The organism is Paenibacillus sp. MDMC362, assembly GCF_003269305.1.
Classification (GTDB): domain Bacteria; phylum Bacillota; class Bacilli; order Paenibacillales; family Paenibacillaceae; genus Paenibacillus_AQ.
Window position 1 is genome coordinate 56,516 of sequence record NZ_QLYT01000069.1, and the last position, 16,990, is coordinate 73,505.

Genomic DNA, 16,990 nt, shown 5'->3' on the forward strand with positions numbered 1-16,990 from the left:
TCATTGGTGTCTGTATTTTCCTTCAGAACCCAGCGGGCTTCCTGCATTATATCGGCCAAAACTATACAATTTCTATACAACCGAAATAAGCCTTGGACATAATCGTCCAAAGCTTAGTTTTATTGCTACGCATTAATTAGTAGTATTTGGTTGCTGAATAGCTGGAGGCATCTTTAATCATTTTGTATCCGGCCCCTTTGCTTTTCCAGCTTGCATCGACGGTTGTGTCAATGGTTACCCACTGCCCGTTCAAATATACTTCATTCCAGGCGTGGTAGACATCGACGTATTCCGAGGTTCCCATGACAAGCTTTGCCGGAATATCGAGGCTTCGGAGCATGGAAGCGAACAGGGAGGCGTAATCGTAGCACATTCCCTTTTGTCCAGCGATCGTGCGGTTGCTATCGGGAAGGTAATCCGTCAGCTTGCTGGATGCCAGAGCGTTGTCGTACCGAACCGTCCCGACGATATATTCGTAGACAGCCTGTACTTTTTCCTTGTCGGAGTGAGCAGTGCGGGTTAGCTTTTTCGCAAGCTGAGCAGCCTTGCCCTCTTCGCTCCAATCGACATTTTGTACAGAGTTCAAAAATACTTGGCTGCCGTTCGTCAGTTGAAGTTTAACTGCCGCTTCCTGTACGATCTTGTATTTGCTGCCGCTGACTTGTTCGAGCACGGAAATCTTGTAGTTCCCGTTGCCCATCTGCAGTGGAAAAACTTCCTGCTGCTTCGCCCTCGAAAGCCCATATGTATATTGATCCTGACCTTTTCCGATCATGAGCTTCGTTTTGGTGCCTGCTTTCACGTCATACCGAATGACGATTGCCCCACGATCCAGTTCCTCCAAGCCCAGCCAATCTTCAGATGGTGCAGCTTGTACAACCGGAGCCCATATCAGTAACGCAAAAAGTCCAATTATCGCGAACATTGCGTTGCGCATGCTGTAACTCCCCTTCGGTGGCCAGGCTGCCATTTGACATTTCGTCAAGAAGGCCCTGTAGCTTTGCGTCCTAGTCTTTCGACAAGTTTGCCATTATCGTATTAGAGTTTCACAGGATTCAGTGGATGTTTGTCCAAAAAAACAAAAAAAGCGTCTTCGTTCGGTAGCTGGCTGTCATTGACGTTTCGTCAAGAAGACCCTGTAGCTTTGCGTCCTTGCCTTTCGACAAGTTTGCCGTTATCGTGAGTAGCTTTTGTGAATACATCATATCAAATATATCCATTTCTATCAATAAAAAAATTAAAATTTGTAATATTGTTATAGGTCCCACAGAGCTGTCTAATCCGAACGTTTGGCTCTTGTTAATTAATCGACCAATAGAGCAATAAATCTTTTGAATCTAACGTTTGTTGACTATAGTATCAAGTTTGTTATCTGGAAGCATCGAATCTTCCTCTTATACAATAAATCTAACAAGTGCACGACAAGCGAGACAACACCGTAAGGAGTGACAAACATGAGCTCACAAGCCGAACCTAAAAAACGAAAGCGCTTACGAATACGCTGGCACAAGCAGGATACGGAACTAACCCTCTTGGCGCTGCCGACCACGATTTGGTACATCCTGTTTAGTTTCTTACCGATGTTCGGGATCATTATCGCCTTTAAAAATTTCAGAATTAGCGGCGGCTTTTTGAGCAATGTGTTTAACAGTCCATGGGTAGGCTTCAAAAACTTCGAATTCTTGTTCAAATCGAATGACGCCTGGATCATTATTCGCAACACCATTGGATACAACATTGTGTTTATCGTCCTGGGGATTGTTCTGCCCGTTCTATTCGCGATTATGATCGGACTCCTCCACAGCCGTAAAGCAAGCAAGGTCTATCAGACGATGATGTTCCTCCCCTATTTCCTATCCTGGGTGGTCGTATCTGCGGTAGGCTGGGCTTTCTTAAGCTTCGACAAAGGAATTGTCAATCAAATGCTCGTCAGTATGGGCAGCGACCCGATTAACTGGTATATGGAGCCGAAATATTGGCCATTCTTCTTGATTCTCTTAAATGTCTGGAAGGGCCTGGGCTATGGTATGGTCATTTATTTGGCAACCATCACGAGCATCGACAGCACCTATTATGAAGCAGCTGTTATTGATGGCGCTTCGATTTGGCAGCAGACAAGATTCATTACATTGCCCATGCTCAAGCTGGTGATCGTCATGATGTTCATCCTGGCCGTAGGGCGCATATTTTACACCGATTTCGGTTTGTTCTATCAGGTCACGCGAGACTCCAATTCGCTGTTCAACGTGGCGACCACCATTGATGTCATGGTGTATAAACAATTGAAAACCGCCACCGTAGGGATGGCATCCGCAGCCGCATTCGTACAGTCTGTTCTGGGATGCGCTACGATTCTGATCGCTAACTGGATTGTTCGTCGAATCGATCCGGATAGCGCGATGATGTAAGGAGGCAAGACGATGACACCAAAAACCACTTACGAGACGGGCCTTGAGAAGTTTAACCGTACAAATAAAGCCGTCAACCTGTTCTTCAACCTGGTATTTATTATTTTGGCGCTGCTCTGCGTCATACCTGTAATCGTTGTTCTGTCCATCTCCTTCTCCAGTGAGGAGTCCATCCGAGAGACCGGATATCATCTGCTGCCGGTTGCTTTGTCGGCCGAGGCTTACGTTTACATCATCAAGCAGGGAACGATGATTCTGCGGGCCCTCGGTGTATCGGCCCTCGTTACCGTGGTCGGTACCGTGCTCGGGGTGCTGCTAACCGCCTCCATGGGTTACGTTCTCTCTCGCCCAAACTACAAGCTGAGGGGCTTTCTGACTTGGGTGGTATTCATCCCGATGGTATTCAACGGCGGCTTGGTGTCCAGCTACTTCATTAACACGAATTTACTGGGACTGAAAGACAGCATTTGGGCGCTTATTCTCCCGCTCGCCGTTTCATCGTTCAACGTCATCATATGTAAAACCTTTTTCAAAAGCACGATTCCCGACGGGCTGATCGAATCAGCCGAAATCGACGGCGCGAGCCAGCTGCGAATCTTCTTCTCGATCATCATGCCGATCTCGCTGCCGGTCATCGCCACCATCGGATTGTTTCTCTGCTTTGCTTACTGGAATGACTGGTTTCAATCCATGCTGTATATCGACAACCAGAACCTGTATTCCCTGCAAGCGCTGCTCAACAGCTTAATGAGCAATGTCGATGCACTCGCCAAGAATGCAGCGAGTATGGGCGTTAGCTACGCCATGCTCGTCGCAACGATGCCGAAGGAATCCGCCCGCATGGCGGTCGCCATTCTCATCGTGCTGCCTGTAGCATTCGCCTACCCTTTCTTCCAGAAGTATTTTATTTCCGGATTGACGGTCGGCGCCGTGAAGGGCTAATGACGAAATAAACCAAGACAAGCTTGGTTTATGATAAATATCCGCTGAACAACACTCAGGTAATTTAACTTCAAAAAGGGGGAAATGAAATGAAAAGAGCATTAAAGTTCATCTCTACGCTGTGCGTGCTGACGCTTATGTTGACCGCTTTGGCAGCCTGCGGCGGCTCGAAGCCTGCTTCCACAACAGACGGATCCCAAGCGACGCCGGACACATCCAAAGACTCCGAAACGACAAGCAAGGATATTCCGACGCTAACCTGGTGGACCATCGGCGGCCAAGTACCGAACAATTTCAGCAAGGCGGTCGATGCCATGAATGCCTATACGGCCGAGAAGATTGGCGTGAAGGTCGACATCAAGGTAGCCAGCTGGGGCGAATGGGACACCAAAATGAACACCATCGTGAATACCGGCGAGCCCTTCGACATCATGTTCACGAACAGCGGTAAATACAGCAAGCAAGTGACAATGGGCGCGTTTGCCGATATTACGGATCTGGTTCAGAGCGAAACGCCGGACTTGTACAAATTGATTCCCGAAAAGGTATGGGAAGGCACCAAGATCGGCGGCAAATATTATTCCGTTCCGACATACAAGGATTCCGCGCTGACGCAGTACTGGGTATTCGATGACAAGTATGTGCAAAAGTACAATATCGACATCAACAATATCAAAACATTGCAGGATCTGGATAAGCCGCTTCGTGACATGAAGGCCGGCGAAGGCAAAAGCTTCTATCCGCTGCCAATGACGCAAGGCGAAGGCTTGAACGGTTTCTTTAACGAATATGACGATTTAACGCTGGGCTTCCCTCCCATCGGCGTAAAAGCGGACGATGCATCGCGCACGGTCGTCTCCGTTCTCGAGCAGCCGGATATCATGGCAAATCTGAAGCTCCTGCATCAGTGGTATCAGGATGGCATCATCAACCCGGACGCTCCGACGAAGACGGAGAACGACAAAGGCAGACCGTTCTTTGCAGCCCAGGCATTCCCGGGAGCCGAGGTCAGCTGGCAAATCAATGACGCCATTGAAAAGTATAATATGGTACAGCATTATGGACCGATCTATACCACCAGCACGATCCAAGGCTCGCTAAACGCGATTTCAGCGAATTCCAAGTATAAGAAGGAAGCATTGAAATACCTTGAATTAGTGAATACCGATCCTAAACTTCGCAATATGCTGGCATTCGGCGAGTTAGGCGTCGACTACAACAATGTCGATGGCGAAAAGGTGATTGAGCGTACATCCGATACTTGGCCGCTGGCTGCCTACACGCAAGGCACATTCTTCAATTTGGCGGTGACCCAGGGCGCCCCTGAAGATCAATGGGAGCAGGTTAAAAAGCTGAACGATGCAGCGACCTCTTCCACCGTTCTGGGCTTTGCGCTGGACATCACCGATCTTCAGACCGAAGTGGCGAACTGCCAAGCCGTATGGGATAAATACAAATATGAGCTGATCACGGGCGCATCCGATCCGGAAACCATGGTGCCGAAGATTACGGCTGAATTAAAGTCAGCCGGCATGGACACGATTATGCAAGCTGCCCAAGAGCAAATCAACAATTACTTCAAGTAAGATTACAATCAGGCGCATCCCTTAATGAGGCTCTCTTAAGGGGTGCTTTTTCCTTAGATCTATGAAGCTGGGCGCTAATCGTGTTAAATTGAGATATGGCAACATCTGTTTCAACGACCTGCTGCAATCGAGGTGTCGTATGGGCTCTTTTTTGCAAATCAAAATTTATCGTCACAAGTTTATTGCCTATGTCATCTTCGTCGTGGTCATCGGACTTACGCTGGGTACGCTGACCTGTGCCATGCTGCTGAATCAATGGGTTGGCAATGCCCGCATCGAGGCGGCCAATGCCTTCTCGCGCGTAGAGAATGAGCTGCAGTATGATGCCGATCGCATCGAGGCTTACATGCAGCGAATGTATTCCAATCCCGCTCTGATGGATGATGCTCGCAGCTTTTTAAGCAGCAGCGCTGAGGGTTACTTAACCCGCAGGCTGCAGAACAGCCAATTCTCACAGCCGCTGGTTTCTTTTCCGGAGGATGTGAAGACCTATCTGTACAGCTGGGCGCAGGGCGAAATCACGCAGATAAGCACGCATACCGACAAGTATGGCAATGTCGTCCGTTTTAATGATAACGGAATTGCAAGCTTTACCTTCGGGCTTCCGAATACGGATGAAACTTTTCGCGATACCTTGATGAAGGGGTTCGTATACCGCAAGAAACTGTCGAATCCAACGTCAGGTTCCCAGGAATTCGGTGAGCTGCGCTTCTTGGTCAGCAGCGAGCAGATCTTTAAATCCGTTCAAAGCTTCCGATTGGGTAATGCCGCTGCAGTCAGCCCCTCCGGTGAAATATATCTGATCGGTAACGAACAGGACCGGGACCTGGAGGAGTTATCCCGACTAGCCGCGGCGAAAGAACGCAGTCACGGCATTATTTCGAAAGGCGTTTTGAAGCATATCTTTTATGTCTCCTTTCCATCCACCAAGTTTAATTTCAAATTCGTCAGCATCATCGATTTATCTATGCTCATCCGTCAGCATGCCGGGATGCTGATCACCATCTTTATGATCATATTGACGGCCATGATCAGCGTGCTTCTGCTCATTGCATACAATATGCGGGATGATGCCCTCTTCCTGCGCCGCATCATTCAATCGATTGGACGTGTGAAGATGGCCAATTTCACGCCTAACCGCCCTGCCCGTTACCGTCGAAATGAATACGGCATGATCGCCCGGGAATTGGACGATATGATTCAGCAGCTGGATAAGCATATCCGCAACGAATATCTGTTAAAGATCAAACAGCAGGAAACTGAAATGAAAGCGCTTCAACATCAAATTAACCCCCATTTTTTATACAATACGTTGGAGGTGATCCGCTCCACTGCTCTTGTCAATCAAGACAGGGACACCGCTGATGCCATTGCAACGCTGGGGACGCTCTATCGTGATATCGTCAAAAAGGAAAATATCATTTCGATTGCGAGCGAACTGGAATTGCTGCAGAAGTACTTGGAGATTATGGAGTTTAAGTATCCCGAGCGTTTTTATTATCAAGTGAATGTAGAGCCGGCGCTGCTGCATATCCCTACCGTGAAATTCTGGATGCAGCCTTTGGCTGAGAATTTTTTTATCCACGGTTTTAACGCGAATCATGAGTTTAATTTGTATGTCGTTAATGGCTATGAAGCCGAAGATGGTTACGTACTGGAATTCGTGGACAATGGGCGCGGTATTCCTCCGGAGCGTTTACGTACCGTTCGAAGCACAATGTCTAATCATGATGAACCTTCTTCCCATAGTATCGGACTGCGCAACGTATATACGCGCCTTCACTTTTTCTACGGGAGCGGCTTTTCGATCGAGATTGCGAATAATGAGGAAGCTGGAGTCAACATATCCGTGCGGATTTCAAAAGAGGTGATTGAACATGTACAAACTGATGATTGTGGATGACGAACCTCAGATTTTGGAGGGAATGAAGCGAATTCTGGATTGGAAGCAATACGGATTTGGCCGGATCGAGACCTGCGAATCCACGGACGAAGCCATGTCCAAGGTGGTCGACCTGCTGCCGGATGTCGCCATATTCGATGTTTGCATTGGCAAGGAGCTTGGATATGAAGCGATCCGCAGGCTGAACGAATTTCAAATTCCTACGAAATATATCATTATGAGCGGCTATAGTGAATTTACATATGCCCAGGAAGCCATTCGGTGTGGCGTCAAAGACTATCTGCTCAAGCCTGTGGAACGCACCAAGCTGCAGCAGGTGATCGAGAAGATCATCGTCGAGGATCTGGGCGGTTCGATAGGTAACAGGAACGGCGAAAGCTTGAACAAGGACCCGGTATTAGGTGTAAGCCACGACAGCTTATCCAAGCTGGTCAACCGCATCCTGCTGATGATCAGGACAGAGTATGCTCAGAATATCACGTTGAAATCCGTAGCGGAGCGTTTCCAGATGAACAGCACCTACCTTGGACAATTGTTTCTTAAAGAAACCAACATGAAGTTTTCCGAATACCTCATGGCTTACCGAATGCTTCTTGCGCAAGAACGAATTCAATCAACAGATGAGAAGATTTCCTACATCGCCTTTTCCGTCGGCTACAACAATCTCAACTATTTCTATACGCATTTTCACAGCTTTTTCCGAAAATCTCCTTCTGAACTGCGGGGAAAAGGGTAACAGCGAACGCGGCGAAAAAAAGGAGGGTATCGATGATGTTAAAGCACCCAAGGCCCACACGCATCTTCATGATCATCAGTCTCATAATGCTGCTGACATCCTATACAACCGGCTGCTTCCGACAGCCCGGATACAACGACCAAACATACGATGGGGACACGGTAAATCTGATCTATTATACGATCGGCGAGCCCGACAAGGATCTGCAGCTCGTCAATGATAAAATCAATGAAATCATGGCTCGTAAAATCGGTGTGACGATCACCTATGTCAAGGTAAGCTGGCAGGAGTATGAGGATCGTCTGAACACACTCATATCCGCCGGCAGCCCGTTTGATATCGCCTTTGCACCTGAGTATGCAACGACCGCTATGCGCGGCGCCTGGCTGAAGCTGGATGACTACCTTGCCGGCCTGGGCAAGGAAATGTACGATGCCATTGACCCAACCTTTTGGCAGGGGGTACGCATGAACGATGGCAGCATTTACGGTGTGCCGACCAATAAAGAGTTAGCCGTGCTTGATCAGTGGATGTACCCCGCTTCCATCGTCAATAAATATAATATCGACATTACCAAATACAATACGCTGGAATCGCTTGAGCCGCTGCTTCGGATGATTCATCGGGAAGAGCCCGCCTACATCCCCATGGAATTGGATCGAGATTCCCACAATTTCTTCACTCTCCATGGATACGAATATATTATGAACCATAAATTGCCCTTGATGATCAAATCACTGGACCCGAGCGCTCAGGTGGTGAATATTTTCGAAACCAAGGAAGCGCGGCAGGTGCTGGATACGTTGCGGCGTTATTACAAGGAGGGCTTCATTAATGAGGATGCCGCGCTGCGAGAGCCCGGAGGACTTAAACGCGGCGCCAAAGTGTTCTGGAAGTCTTCGGGCGGCGGTCCGCTCTCGGAGACGACTTGGAGTAAGGATCGCGGCTACAAGATTGTAGCCCATCCCGTAACTCCAAGCACCGTCACCACGGAATCCGTTCGGGGAGGCATCATGGCCGTGAATGCCAACACCAAACATCCCGTAGAGTGTATTAAATTTTTGAATTTACTCAATACGGACCCCGAAATACGAAACTTATTCAACTATGGGATCGAAGGCGTGCACTACACGCTGGATGAACAGGGGCAAGTCGTTCCAACTACGGAGATGGACAGCCATGGCGACCCGCTCCCGGATGCGCCTGCAAGCCGTTATTCAGGTGTACAATACACGCAGGGGAATTGGTTTATCCTGAAAACCATGGGCGGCGATAACCCGGATCCCCTTGACAAGTGGGATCAATTCCGCAAATACAACGCTGGCGTCGTCAAGTCCACCGTGCTCGGCTTTACGCCCGATCTATCCCAGCTGACCGCTCAAACCGATAACATCGAGATGGTCTGGCATAAATATTATCCGAGCCTCATGACAGGCTCCGTCGATGTGGATACGATCCTCCCCAAGTTTAACGCAGAGCTGAAGCAGGCGGGCATAGACGACGTAAGGCAGGAAGTGCAGAAGCAGCTGGATGCTTGGCGGAGCAGGGCAAGGTGAGTGCTGGCAGCTGGGTTCCTCCGGGGACCAGTGGACCTTGACCCCCACATCGAGACATGGATCCTATTCGAAAAAGACCTGAAGCGGAGCTTCAAGGTCTTTTTCGCCGTATTTTCCACTTGGTCCCCTGTACGGTGACAGGAAGGAAATACAGTTAGGGTAATTAGCTACTCCCATTTATCATAGGCTGCGTGCAAATTGACTTCGGACAGGAGCCCTTTTTGCAGCTGTGGATTCGGAACCATTCGGTTGTACTTTATAATCTTTAGATTAATGGCCTCAAACTCTGTCTCTGGAATCGCAGCCGACTCCGATCGCTCCAAGAGCCGCTTGATGTCGGCAGCGATTTCTTTTCTCAGCTCGACCCATGCTGGCTGGTAATTCGCGTTCTTCATGATCCCGGTCAGAACATCCCCGTCTTCGATCTTAATCGGCTTTCCCTTAAACGGCGAATCGTCAAAGCCGCCTTCTCTGGCAAATTTGTCGATGGCCGATTCCAGAAGCCCGCTGCTGGTCGACATGTGGCGCCGTTCCTTTTCTTCACTATGATCTTCTTCAGGAGCAGAAGCGGATTCTTTTAGATCATCATTCAAATCCATATCGATCACCTCCAATTTTACATATAAGGGAAATAAAATTTTTTTGATGAAATGTCAAAGATTTTATTCCTCCCCCTTGTCATCCTGATGAGTAAAATCATCCAAAATATAACATGCCGGATTTAAAATTAACAGCTCGTTTCAGCGTATACCGCCGATCATTTTGGATGGGTCAGGGATTACATACTGCAACGTATGGTCGAGAATTTTTCATTGACAAGCCATCAACGCCAATATATGATAATGATTATCATTTTCATGTACACAAGAATTTTTAAAAAATATTTTATTAGAAGGAAGGATATATCCATGTTTAAAAAACGAGAAATTTCCTTAAGAGCATTATTTATTTCGGCAGTGATCTTGGTTCTGCTCGTCGGCTGTTCAAGCCAGCAGTCAAGCTCGACGTCTGAACCGGCTGCGACTGAAAACGCTTCGACCAGCACAGGCACGCCTAAAACGGAAACACCGGCTTCCCAAGAGACCGATGCTACATATCCGATCGTAATCAAACACGCTTTTGGCGAAACCGTCATTAAAAGCAAGCCTGAACGTGTAGCTACGATTCAATGGGCCAATCATGATGTGGCTCTCGCTCTTGGGGTTGTTCCAGTAGGCTTTTCTGCAGCGAATTACGGCGTTCAGGATGACAGCGGACTATTGCCTTGGACGGCTGAGAAGCTCAAGGAACTTGGCGTAAGTGAGCCTAATGTTTTTCAGGATACGGACGGCCTTGACTTCGAGGCGATTTCCGATGCCGACCCGGATGTCATTCTGGCAGCCTACTCCGGAATCACGCAGGAAGACTACGATATTCTAACCAAGATCGCTCCGGTTGTAGCGTACCCGACAACTCCTTGGCTCACCACTTGGCGGGAACAAGTCCTGTTAAATGCAACCGGCATGGGCATGAAAGCGGAAGGCGAACAGCTCATTAAGGATACGGAAAACCTGGTCAAGGAAAAAGCAAGCGAGCATCCTGAGATGCGTGGCAAGAAAGTGGTTTGGGTCAATTTCTCGGCTAAAGACATGTCCAAATTGCACATCTACACCCCTACTGATCCTCGCGGCTCTTTTCTGATGGAGCTCGGGATGGAATATCCTGAAAGTGTTACGAATCAGATTACCGACACTACCAACTACTCGCTGAATATAAGCGCGGAGAACGCTGATGTCCTTAACGATGCGGATATTTTGGTTGGTTATGGCGATGAGAGTTTATATGAAGCTGTTAAAGCAGATTCCCTGCTCGGCAAGATTCCGGCTATTCAAAGAGGCTCCGTCGTGTTTATTGGCAACGGCACGCCGCTGGCGGCAGCCGGAAACCCGAACCCTCTTGCCATCTCGTATACCATCGATGAGTACCTGGATTTGCTTGAAGGAGCTATTAGCAAAATAAATGAATAGTTCATCCATTTCAGAAAACAAAACCCTAAACTCCCGCATTCCCAGGAATTTCGGCACGGTTCTGGTGATATGTTTGGTTTTGCTCGGTATTAGTGTGCTCGCATCTTTCACCTTAGGCTCCCGGCCCATCCGATTTCATGAATTGATGGACGGATTATTTCACCCGGACATCGATTCCTACGGAGCAAACGTGGTTCGAAAAAGGATACCTCGAACGATTTTCAGTTTGTTTTGCGGTGCAGCACTTGGCGTTTCCGGGGCGCTTATGCAAGCCGTCACCCGCAACCCGATTGCAGACCCGAGCATTCTGGGCGTCAACACCGGCGCAGCATTGTTTGTGGTCTGCGGAATTGCGTTCTTGAATATTAGCAGCGCTAATCAATATATCTGGCTAGCCTTAGCCGGAGCGACCATTACCGCAGTGTTTGTATTCGGAATCGGTTCCATGGGGCGTGGCGGTGCTACGCCCCTTAAGCTTGTTTTGGCTGGAGCCGCCACAAGCGCCGCCCTCTCTTCGTTGGTTAGCGCAATCATGATTCCACGCTCCTACGTCATGGATCAGTTCAGATTCTGGCAAGTGGGCAGCGTGGGTTCAGCGAACTGGAGCGATATGGCTACGTTCGCACCGTTTCTGGTGGGCGGCATGCTGTTAGGCATTATTTCGGCCTCGGCGTTGAATGCGTTGGCGCTTGGAGACGAGGTCGCGACCGGACTGGGCGTTCGTACAGGAGTACTACGGCTTGTCGCGGCTTTTGCCGGGGTTCTTTTATGCGGAGCAACTACGGCGCTGGCAGGACCCATCGGTTTTATCGGACTTTTATCAACACATGTCATCCGCCTTCTTCTTGGCTCCGACTTGCGTTATATTATACCGATGTCTGCCATTTCGGGAGCTGTCATTTTAACAATATCCGATGTCATCGGCAGGCTGGTCGGCAGCCCCGGAGAACTTGAAGTCGGCGTAGTCACTGCCTTTATCGGGGCACCGATCCTGATCATATTAGCTATGAAAGCGAAAGTGCGTTCATTATGAAAAATAAAACTGTTGCGTTTATTATGGCAGGGAGGCGTCAAAGACGCCGGCGATGGATCCTTGTTACCAGCTTCCTTGCGTTGCTTGCCTGCGCGCTCTGCTGCGCCATGCTTTTACTTGGCAGTACCATTTATCCCATTCAGGATGTCGTCCGGGCGCTTTCGGGGGAGAACATCAAAGGGGTATCTTTTGCTTTGAATACCATACGCTTGCCGAGAATGCTGGCCGGTCTTTTTGCCGGATTTGCTTTTGGCCTGGCCGGCAACACCTTCCAGACCATGCTGCGCAATCCTCTTGCGAACCCGAATGTCATCGGAATTACATCCGGTTCGAGCGCAGCGGCTGTTTTTTGCATTATCATTCTTCATACAAGCAATGCTGTTGTTTCCATCGCTTCGGTGGTCGCAGGTCTGGCTACAGTAACCATCATTTATCTGTTGTCCCGGGCAAAGCCATTTTCCGTCGGGCGATTAATTTTGATCGGTATCGGCATGCAGGCCATGCTGAACGCAGTTATATCCTATCTTCTCTTGGTCGGCGCGGAGCAAGACATTCCGACAGCATTCAGATGGCTTAGCGGCAGCCTTAATGGCTCCCAAATGCATGAGCTTCCGGCTCTGGTGATATCGGTTCTGATTGGTACCCCTATCATTGTCATGCTTGGAAAACATCTAAGTGTACTGGAACTGGGAGAACAATCCGCCGCTTCTCTCGGGGTGAATACGGACCTGACCCGAATGGTGCTTATCTTAAGCTCCGTCTGCATGATCGCGATCGCTACCGCTACGACAGGCCCTATCGCTTTTGTCGCTTTTCTCTCAGGACCGATCGCCAAGCGATTGGTTGGCGTCGGGTTTTCGAACGCCATCCCGGCGGGGCTTGTTGGCGTAAATCTGGTTATGGCTGCCGACCTCGTCGGACAGTTTGCTTTTGAGGTCCGTTTTCCTGTGGGTATCATAACCGGAATCCTCGGAGCGCCTTATTTGATTTTCTTGCTGATCCGAATGAATCGAAAGGGAAATTTATAATGAAACCTACGCATATTTTTAAAGCTGAGCATACAGTAGCGGGATACGATAATAAAACCATCATTCACGACATTAGTCTTGTCATTCCCAGTCATAAGATCAGCGTTATTATTGGAGCCAACGGATGCGGAAAATCTACGCTTCTGAAAACAATGGCACGGCTGATCAAGCCTACATCTGGTCAAGTTACGCTGGACGGAAAGCCTATCGGCCATATACCGCCGAAAGAGCTGGCTCGTGTACTGGGTCTGCTGCCGCAGTCTCCCATTGTTCCTGAGGGGATCTCCGTCGCGGACTTGGTGGGACGCGGAAGGTTTCCACACCAGTCATGGTTTAGCGGGTGGACCAAAAAGGATGAGGAAGCCGTTTCCGAAGCGATGGAAATTATGAATATCACGGAGCTGGCCAATCATAACATAGACGAGCTCTCAGGCGGTCAAAGACAGCGCGTCTGGATCGCTATGGCACTGGCACAGCAAACCGACATTTTATTGCTCGATGAACCTACAACCTTTCTAGATATTACTTATCAGATCGAAATTCTTGACTTGCTCACAGACCTAAACCGAAAATATGGAACGACGATTGTCATGGTTCTCCATGATATCAACCTGTCCGCTCGTTATGCAGATCATATCTTTGCGCTTCATAACGGATTGCTTGTGGCTGAGGGGGCGCCATCGCAAGTCATTACGAGCACCATGATCAAAGACATATTCGGGCTTGATTGCTCGGTAATCGAAGACCCCGTGTCAGGCTCACCCCATGTGATACCCAAAGGACGATATCATGTTCTATGATGTAGTGGATTCATTTTCTGGAAACAAGGTCTTTTACTGCACCTATTAAAGCTGCCGGGAGTAATGTAACGGCAAAAATGGCAGTGAATAAGTTATGTTCTTGGGTTTTATAAGGTGTGAACCATTCCGTAAATAACTTCGATTCAGAAAAATCGGCAAATAATGACCCTTCTTTAACTTTGAATGGGGTCCACAAGGCATTATCAAAAGCGATAAACAGTATTTGTAATACAATAAGTCCCCCTAAGAAATACATCCAGCTTTTTATCCGGGAAGAACCAGCTTTATGTTGTGTATCTTTTAATGGATGCAATCTCCTTTTTACCATTTATTCATTCATCAAGCATTCGCGGGGACTCTTATAAGTCTTTCCTCTTAAATAGGCTTATCGTTAAGAAATAGGAGGCAATGAATACAACGACGATACCGATTAGAATCAGAAGTAATGTTTGATCGTTAATGAGGCCTTTCTCGCTCACCATATTCATTAGCACCGCCGCAGGTTGCGCCAGGATAATTAAGGAGATCATGAATACGGCATTGATAATTCCGGCTCCTTTTTTGCTAAGTGCGTAAAAAAGAGGCATGTAGATAGAAATGAGAACAAGCAGCATTCCTACGGAAACCAATAAGGACAACACCGTATAGTCCGGCTTGTCAAGCTGTGGGAATGAAAGATTAATAAGCCGGTGAATCCCGTAAGATGCAATGACTCCAAACAGTGTATATATGATGGCTGTTATGTATTTGGCCAGCACAATATGTTTGCGACTAATCGGCAGCGTGACCAGAAATTTATGGTTATGGTTTTTGATATCGATCATCGTAGCTAGAATAATGGAGCCGAAAGCCGTATAGATTCCTACAAAATAGATAGACATTTCACTCTTTGGTATAAATGCGATGCTGAATACAGCGAGATAGAGAAGAATCGTCCACAGTGAGCTTTTCAAAGCGATGAAATCTTTACGAAGCAAATTAAGCATGAACTCTTCCTCCCTTGGCAGTGAAATACATGATATCTTCTAAGGACGGTTTTTCTAAAATAGCATTATCGCTAAACAGCTGGGCGGCCTTGCGTCTATTATCTACCAAGCCCTCAAAACCAAGCGTCGTCTCACGAATCCCGATAAATTCCTTTCGAATATCCGAATCAATCAGTTGCATATCGCCCTTCACGATCGCGTATCTCTCAAGCACATCGTCTTTCGCTTCATTGAATACAAGTTTTCCGTCATTCACGAAAGTAATGTAGTCAGCAATGCGGTCCAAATCGGTCGTAATATGCGTCGAGAAGATAATCGTGTTTTTTTCGTCCTGCATCATATCCGCAAGCAGATCGAGCATTTCCCTTCTGAACACAGGATCAAGTCCCGAAGTCGGCTCATCCATGACCAAGAGCTCGGCCTCATGGGATAAGGCAATGGCAAGGGCGAGTTTAATTTTCATTCCTTTAGATAGATCTTCAACCTTCTTCTTAGGGGACAATTCGAATTGTTCGAGGTAGCGGTTAAATTTCTTTTCATTCCAATGGCTGTAAAAAGGCGCGATCATTCTCTTCGTATCACGAATCGTAAGATGCTCATAATAGAAGCAATCATCCGAGACGATGCCGATGCGCTGTTTAATGTCGACCTCATGTTTAGGCATATCCAGGCCTAGTATTTTTACGCTACCGGAATCGGGACGGACCATGCCGAGCAACATCTTGATTAAGGTGCTTTTACCAACACCATTCGGACCAATGAGTCCGGTAATGTAGCCTTGTTTCACATCCAGAGATACATGATCGACTTTGAAAAAAGGGTATGTTTTCGTTAAATTGCGTAATTCGATTGCGTTCATGGTGTTTGTTCCTCCTCAAACAGTAAAGTCAGATGATCGATCACATCTTGTTGACTCATGTTTAATTCCTTGCTTTCTCGAATGATGTTGATCATTTTCTCTTCTAATCGCTTCATGCGCTGCTCCCTGATAAAATCTTTATTTGCCCCTGATACGAAGCAACCCTTGCCTACGACCGAGTCGATTAGCTTTTCGTTCTCCAGCTCTTCATAGGCACGCTTAGTCGTAATAACACTAACCTGTAAATCCTTAGCAAGCTGCCTTATAGAAGGGAGACCGTCGCCTGCGCGCAATTCTCCACTCAGGATACTCTGTCTAATCTGGTTCATAATCTGTATGTAAATCGGATCGTTCGATGCGTTGGATAATATGATTTTTATGCCGTTCACCCCACAGCTGTTAATTGAGTATATACCGTATATATATAATATATACACTATTCCCTCTTGTGTCAATTCATCCATTTGGGCAGTGATTCTCGTCTACTACGATGGTTAACATAAAAAGCCGCGCTGTTACGCGACTTCATATGGGGATATATGCTTGTCTCCGTCAGGCCATTATGGGATATGACTAAAACAGCCGCCCCTTGTGCCAGGAGCGGCTGTTTTATGTTTACACCTTGCATGCACACGAGGGACGACATTACAGATTTTTGGTATTACGAAAAAAGGTTAGTCGATTACTTTGGTTTTCGGTCCTCATTCATTTTTGCTGTAACTCTTCTAACATCTTCTGCGTTTATTTTTCCATCCTGGTTCACGTCAAGCTGCTGCAAATCGCCTACCGGTTCCTCTCCCATATGTCTTGCCACCAGCCTGATATCATTCCATTTCGTACTTGCTCATCATTGTAAAAATACTCAAGGGTTCCGTAAATGTCTCATTTTCAGAGATTTTGATTTTCTCCAAGTAGATTTGATGAATCCTTAAACATCCCTCAGGCATGGAGGATTCAGAGTGGTGGAAAATACAAAGGAAGTGGAGAAATCAAAAAAAAAACCGAAACCCTTTAATAAGGATTTCGGCAATATGGTGGCAACGGTTATCGTTGCTCGCGTTAAGTTCTGCGAATCGTAAATTCAAAGGACATGTCCATCGAAGGATCGATTTGATACTCTTCATGAACCGGAGCCCCCCAGCTGTCG

17 protein-coding genes and 2 riboswitches are annotated in these 16,990 nt (G+C 47.6%); of the genes, 10 read left to right on the top strand and 7 right to left on the bottom strand.

The features are described from left to right. Positions 1-136 precede the first annotated feature (136 nt). Positions 137-937: a transglutaminase-like domain-containing protein gene (locus DP091_RS28160; protein WP_113061367.1), complete on the bottom strand. Its 801-nt coding sequence runs from the start codon at positions 935-937 to the stop codon at positions 137-139. A 13-nt stretch (positions 938-950) separates the two neighbouring features. Next, positions 951-1,039, bottom strand: a riboswitch (cyclic di-GMP riboswitch). 57 nt (positions 1,040-1,096) lie between these two features. After that, positions 1,097-1,183, bottom strand: a riboswitch (cyclic di-GMP riboswitch). Positions 1,184-1,454: 271 nt separating this feature from the next. Here DP091_RS28160 and DP091_RS28165 point away from each other — a divergent pair. From DP091_RS28165 to DP091_RS28190, 6 genes are all read left to right on the top strand, one after another. Further along, complete coding sequence (locus DP091_RS28165) at positions 1,455-2,408, top strand: ABC transporter permease (protein ID WP_113061368.1); 954 nt, start codon at positions 1,455-1,457, stop codon at positions 2,406-2,408. A gap of 12 nt (positions 2,409-2,420) precedes the next feature. Next, on the top strand, positions 2,421-3,350 hold the full coding sequence (locus DP091_RS28170) for a carbohydrate ABC transporter permease (RefSeq protein WP_113061369.1): 930 nt from the start codon (positions 2,421-2,423) through the stop codon (positions 3,348-3,350). A gap of 89 nt (positions 3,351-3,439) precedes the next feature. Further along, entirely contained in the window at positions 3,440-4,936 is a 1,497-nt protein-coding gene (locus DP091_RS28175) for an ABC transporter substrate-binding protein (protein WP_113061370.1), read from the top strand. Between the two features lie 139 nt (positions 4,937-5,075). Next, positions 5,076-6,839: a sensor histidine kinase gene (locus tag DP091_RS28180; protein ID WP_113061383.1), complete on the top strand. Its 1,764-nt coding sequence runs from the start codon at positions 5,076-5,078 to the stop codon at positions 6,837-6,839. Beyond that, positions 6,814-7,575, top strand: a complete 762-nt coding sequence (locus tag DP091_RS28185; RefSeq protein ID WP_113061371.1) for a response regulator transcription factor — start codon at positions 6,814-6,816, stop codon at positions 7,573-7,575. Before DP091_RS28180 ends, DP091_RS28185 begins: the two co-directional genes overlap by 26 nt. A 32-nt stretch (positions 7,576-7,607) precedes the next feature. Next, positions 7,608-9,131 carry an ABC transporter substrate-binding protein gene (locus DP091_RS28190; protein WP_258394722.1) on the top strand — a complete coding sequence of 508 codons (1,524 nt, stop codon included), beginning with the start codon at positions 7,608-7,610 and terminating at the stop codon, positions 9,129-9,131. Positions 9,132-9,298: 167 nt separating this feature from the next. Here DP091_RS28190 and DP091_RS28195 read toward each other — a convergent pair whose 3' ends face one another. After that, a complete protein-coding gene (locus DP091_RS28195; RefSeq protein ID WP_113061372.1) occupies positions 9,299-9,730 on the bottom strand; it encodes a DnaJ family domain-containing protein in 432 nt (143 codons plus the stop codon). A 309-nt stretch (positions 9,731-10,039) separates the two neighbouring features. Here DP091_RS28195 and DP091_RS28200 point away from each other — a divergent pair, with 309 nt between their 5' ends. The 4 genes from DP091_RS28200 to DP091_RS28215 are packed head-to-tail and all read left to right on the top strand — an operon-like array spanning position 10,040 to position 13,998. Beyond that, positions 10,040-11,137, top strand: coding sequence for an iron-siderophore ABC transporter substrate-binding protein (locus DP091_RS28200; protein ID WP_113061373.1), 1,098 nt, complete (start codon positions 10,040-10,042; stop codon positions 11,135-11,137). After that, positions 11,130-12,170 carry a FecCD family ABC transporter permease gene (locus DP091_RS28205; RefSeq protein WP_113061374.1) on the top strand — a complete coding sequence of 347 codons (1,041 nt, stop codon included), beginning with the start codon at positions 11,130-11,132 and terminating at the stop codon, positions 12,168-12,170. The genes DP091_RS28200 and DP091_RS28205 overlap by 8 nt, the downstream gene beginning before the upstream one ends. Then, positions 12,167-13,198, top strand: coding sequence for a FecCD family ABC transporter permease (locus DP091_RS28210; RefSeq protein ID WP_113061375.1), 1,032 nt, complete (start codon positions 12,167-12,169; stop codon positions 13,196-13,198). Before DP091_RS28205 ends, DP091_RS28210 begins: the two co-directional genes overlap by 4 nt. Further along, positions 13,198-13,998 carry an ABC transporter ATP-binding protein gene (locus tag DP091_RS28215; protein ID WP_113061376.1) on the top strand — a complete coding sequence of 267 codons (801 nt, stop codon included), beginning with the start codon at positions 13,198-13,200 and terminating at the stop codon, positions 13,996-13,998. Before DP091_RS28210 ends, DP091_RS28215 begins: the two co-directional genes overlap by 1 nt. A gap of 10 nt (positions 13,999-14,008) precedes the next feature. Here DP091_RS28215 and DP091_RS28220 read toward each other — a convergent pair whose 3' ends face one another. The 5 genes from DP091_RS28220 to DP091_RS32440 form a co-directional block, all read right to left on the bottom strand. After that, on the bottom strand, positions 14,009-14,311 hold the full coding sequence (locus DP091_RS28220) for a YfzA family protein (RefSeq protein WP_258394723.1): 303 nt from the start codon (positions 14,309-14,311) through the stop codon (positions 14,009-14,011). Positions 14,312-14,357: 46 nt separating this feature from the next. Continuing rightward, positions 14,358-14,984, bottom strand: coding sequence for an ABC-2 transporter permease (locus tag DP091_RS28225; protein WP_113061378.1), 627 nt, complete (start codon positions 14,982-14,984; stop codon positions 14,358-14,360). Beyond that, the gene (locus DP091_RS28230) at positions 14,977-15,843 is read right to left on the bottom strand and encodes an ABC transporter ATP-binding protein (RefSeq protein WP_113061379.1); all 867 of its coding nucleotides are present in this window, start codon (positions 15,841-15,843) and stop codon (positions 14,977-14,979) included. Before DP091_RS28230 ends, DP091_RS28225 begins: the two co-directional genes overlap by 8 nt. Then, entirely contained in the window at positions 15,840-16,223 is a 384-nt protein-coding gene (locus DP091_RS28235) for a GntR family transcriptional regulator (RefSeq protein WP_113061385.1), read from the bottom strand. Before DP091_RS28235 ends, DP091_RS28230 begins: the two co-directional genes overlap by 4 nt. A 302-nt stretch (positions 16,224-16,525) precedes the next feature. Then, complete coding sequence (locus DP091_RS32440; protein WP_373456957.1) at positions 16,526-16,657, bottom strand: dockerin type I domain-containing protein; 132 nt, start codon at positions 16,655-16,657, stop codon at positions 16,526-16,528. Positions 16,658-16,990 lie beyond the last annotated feature (333 nt).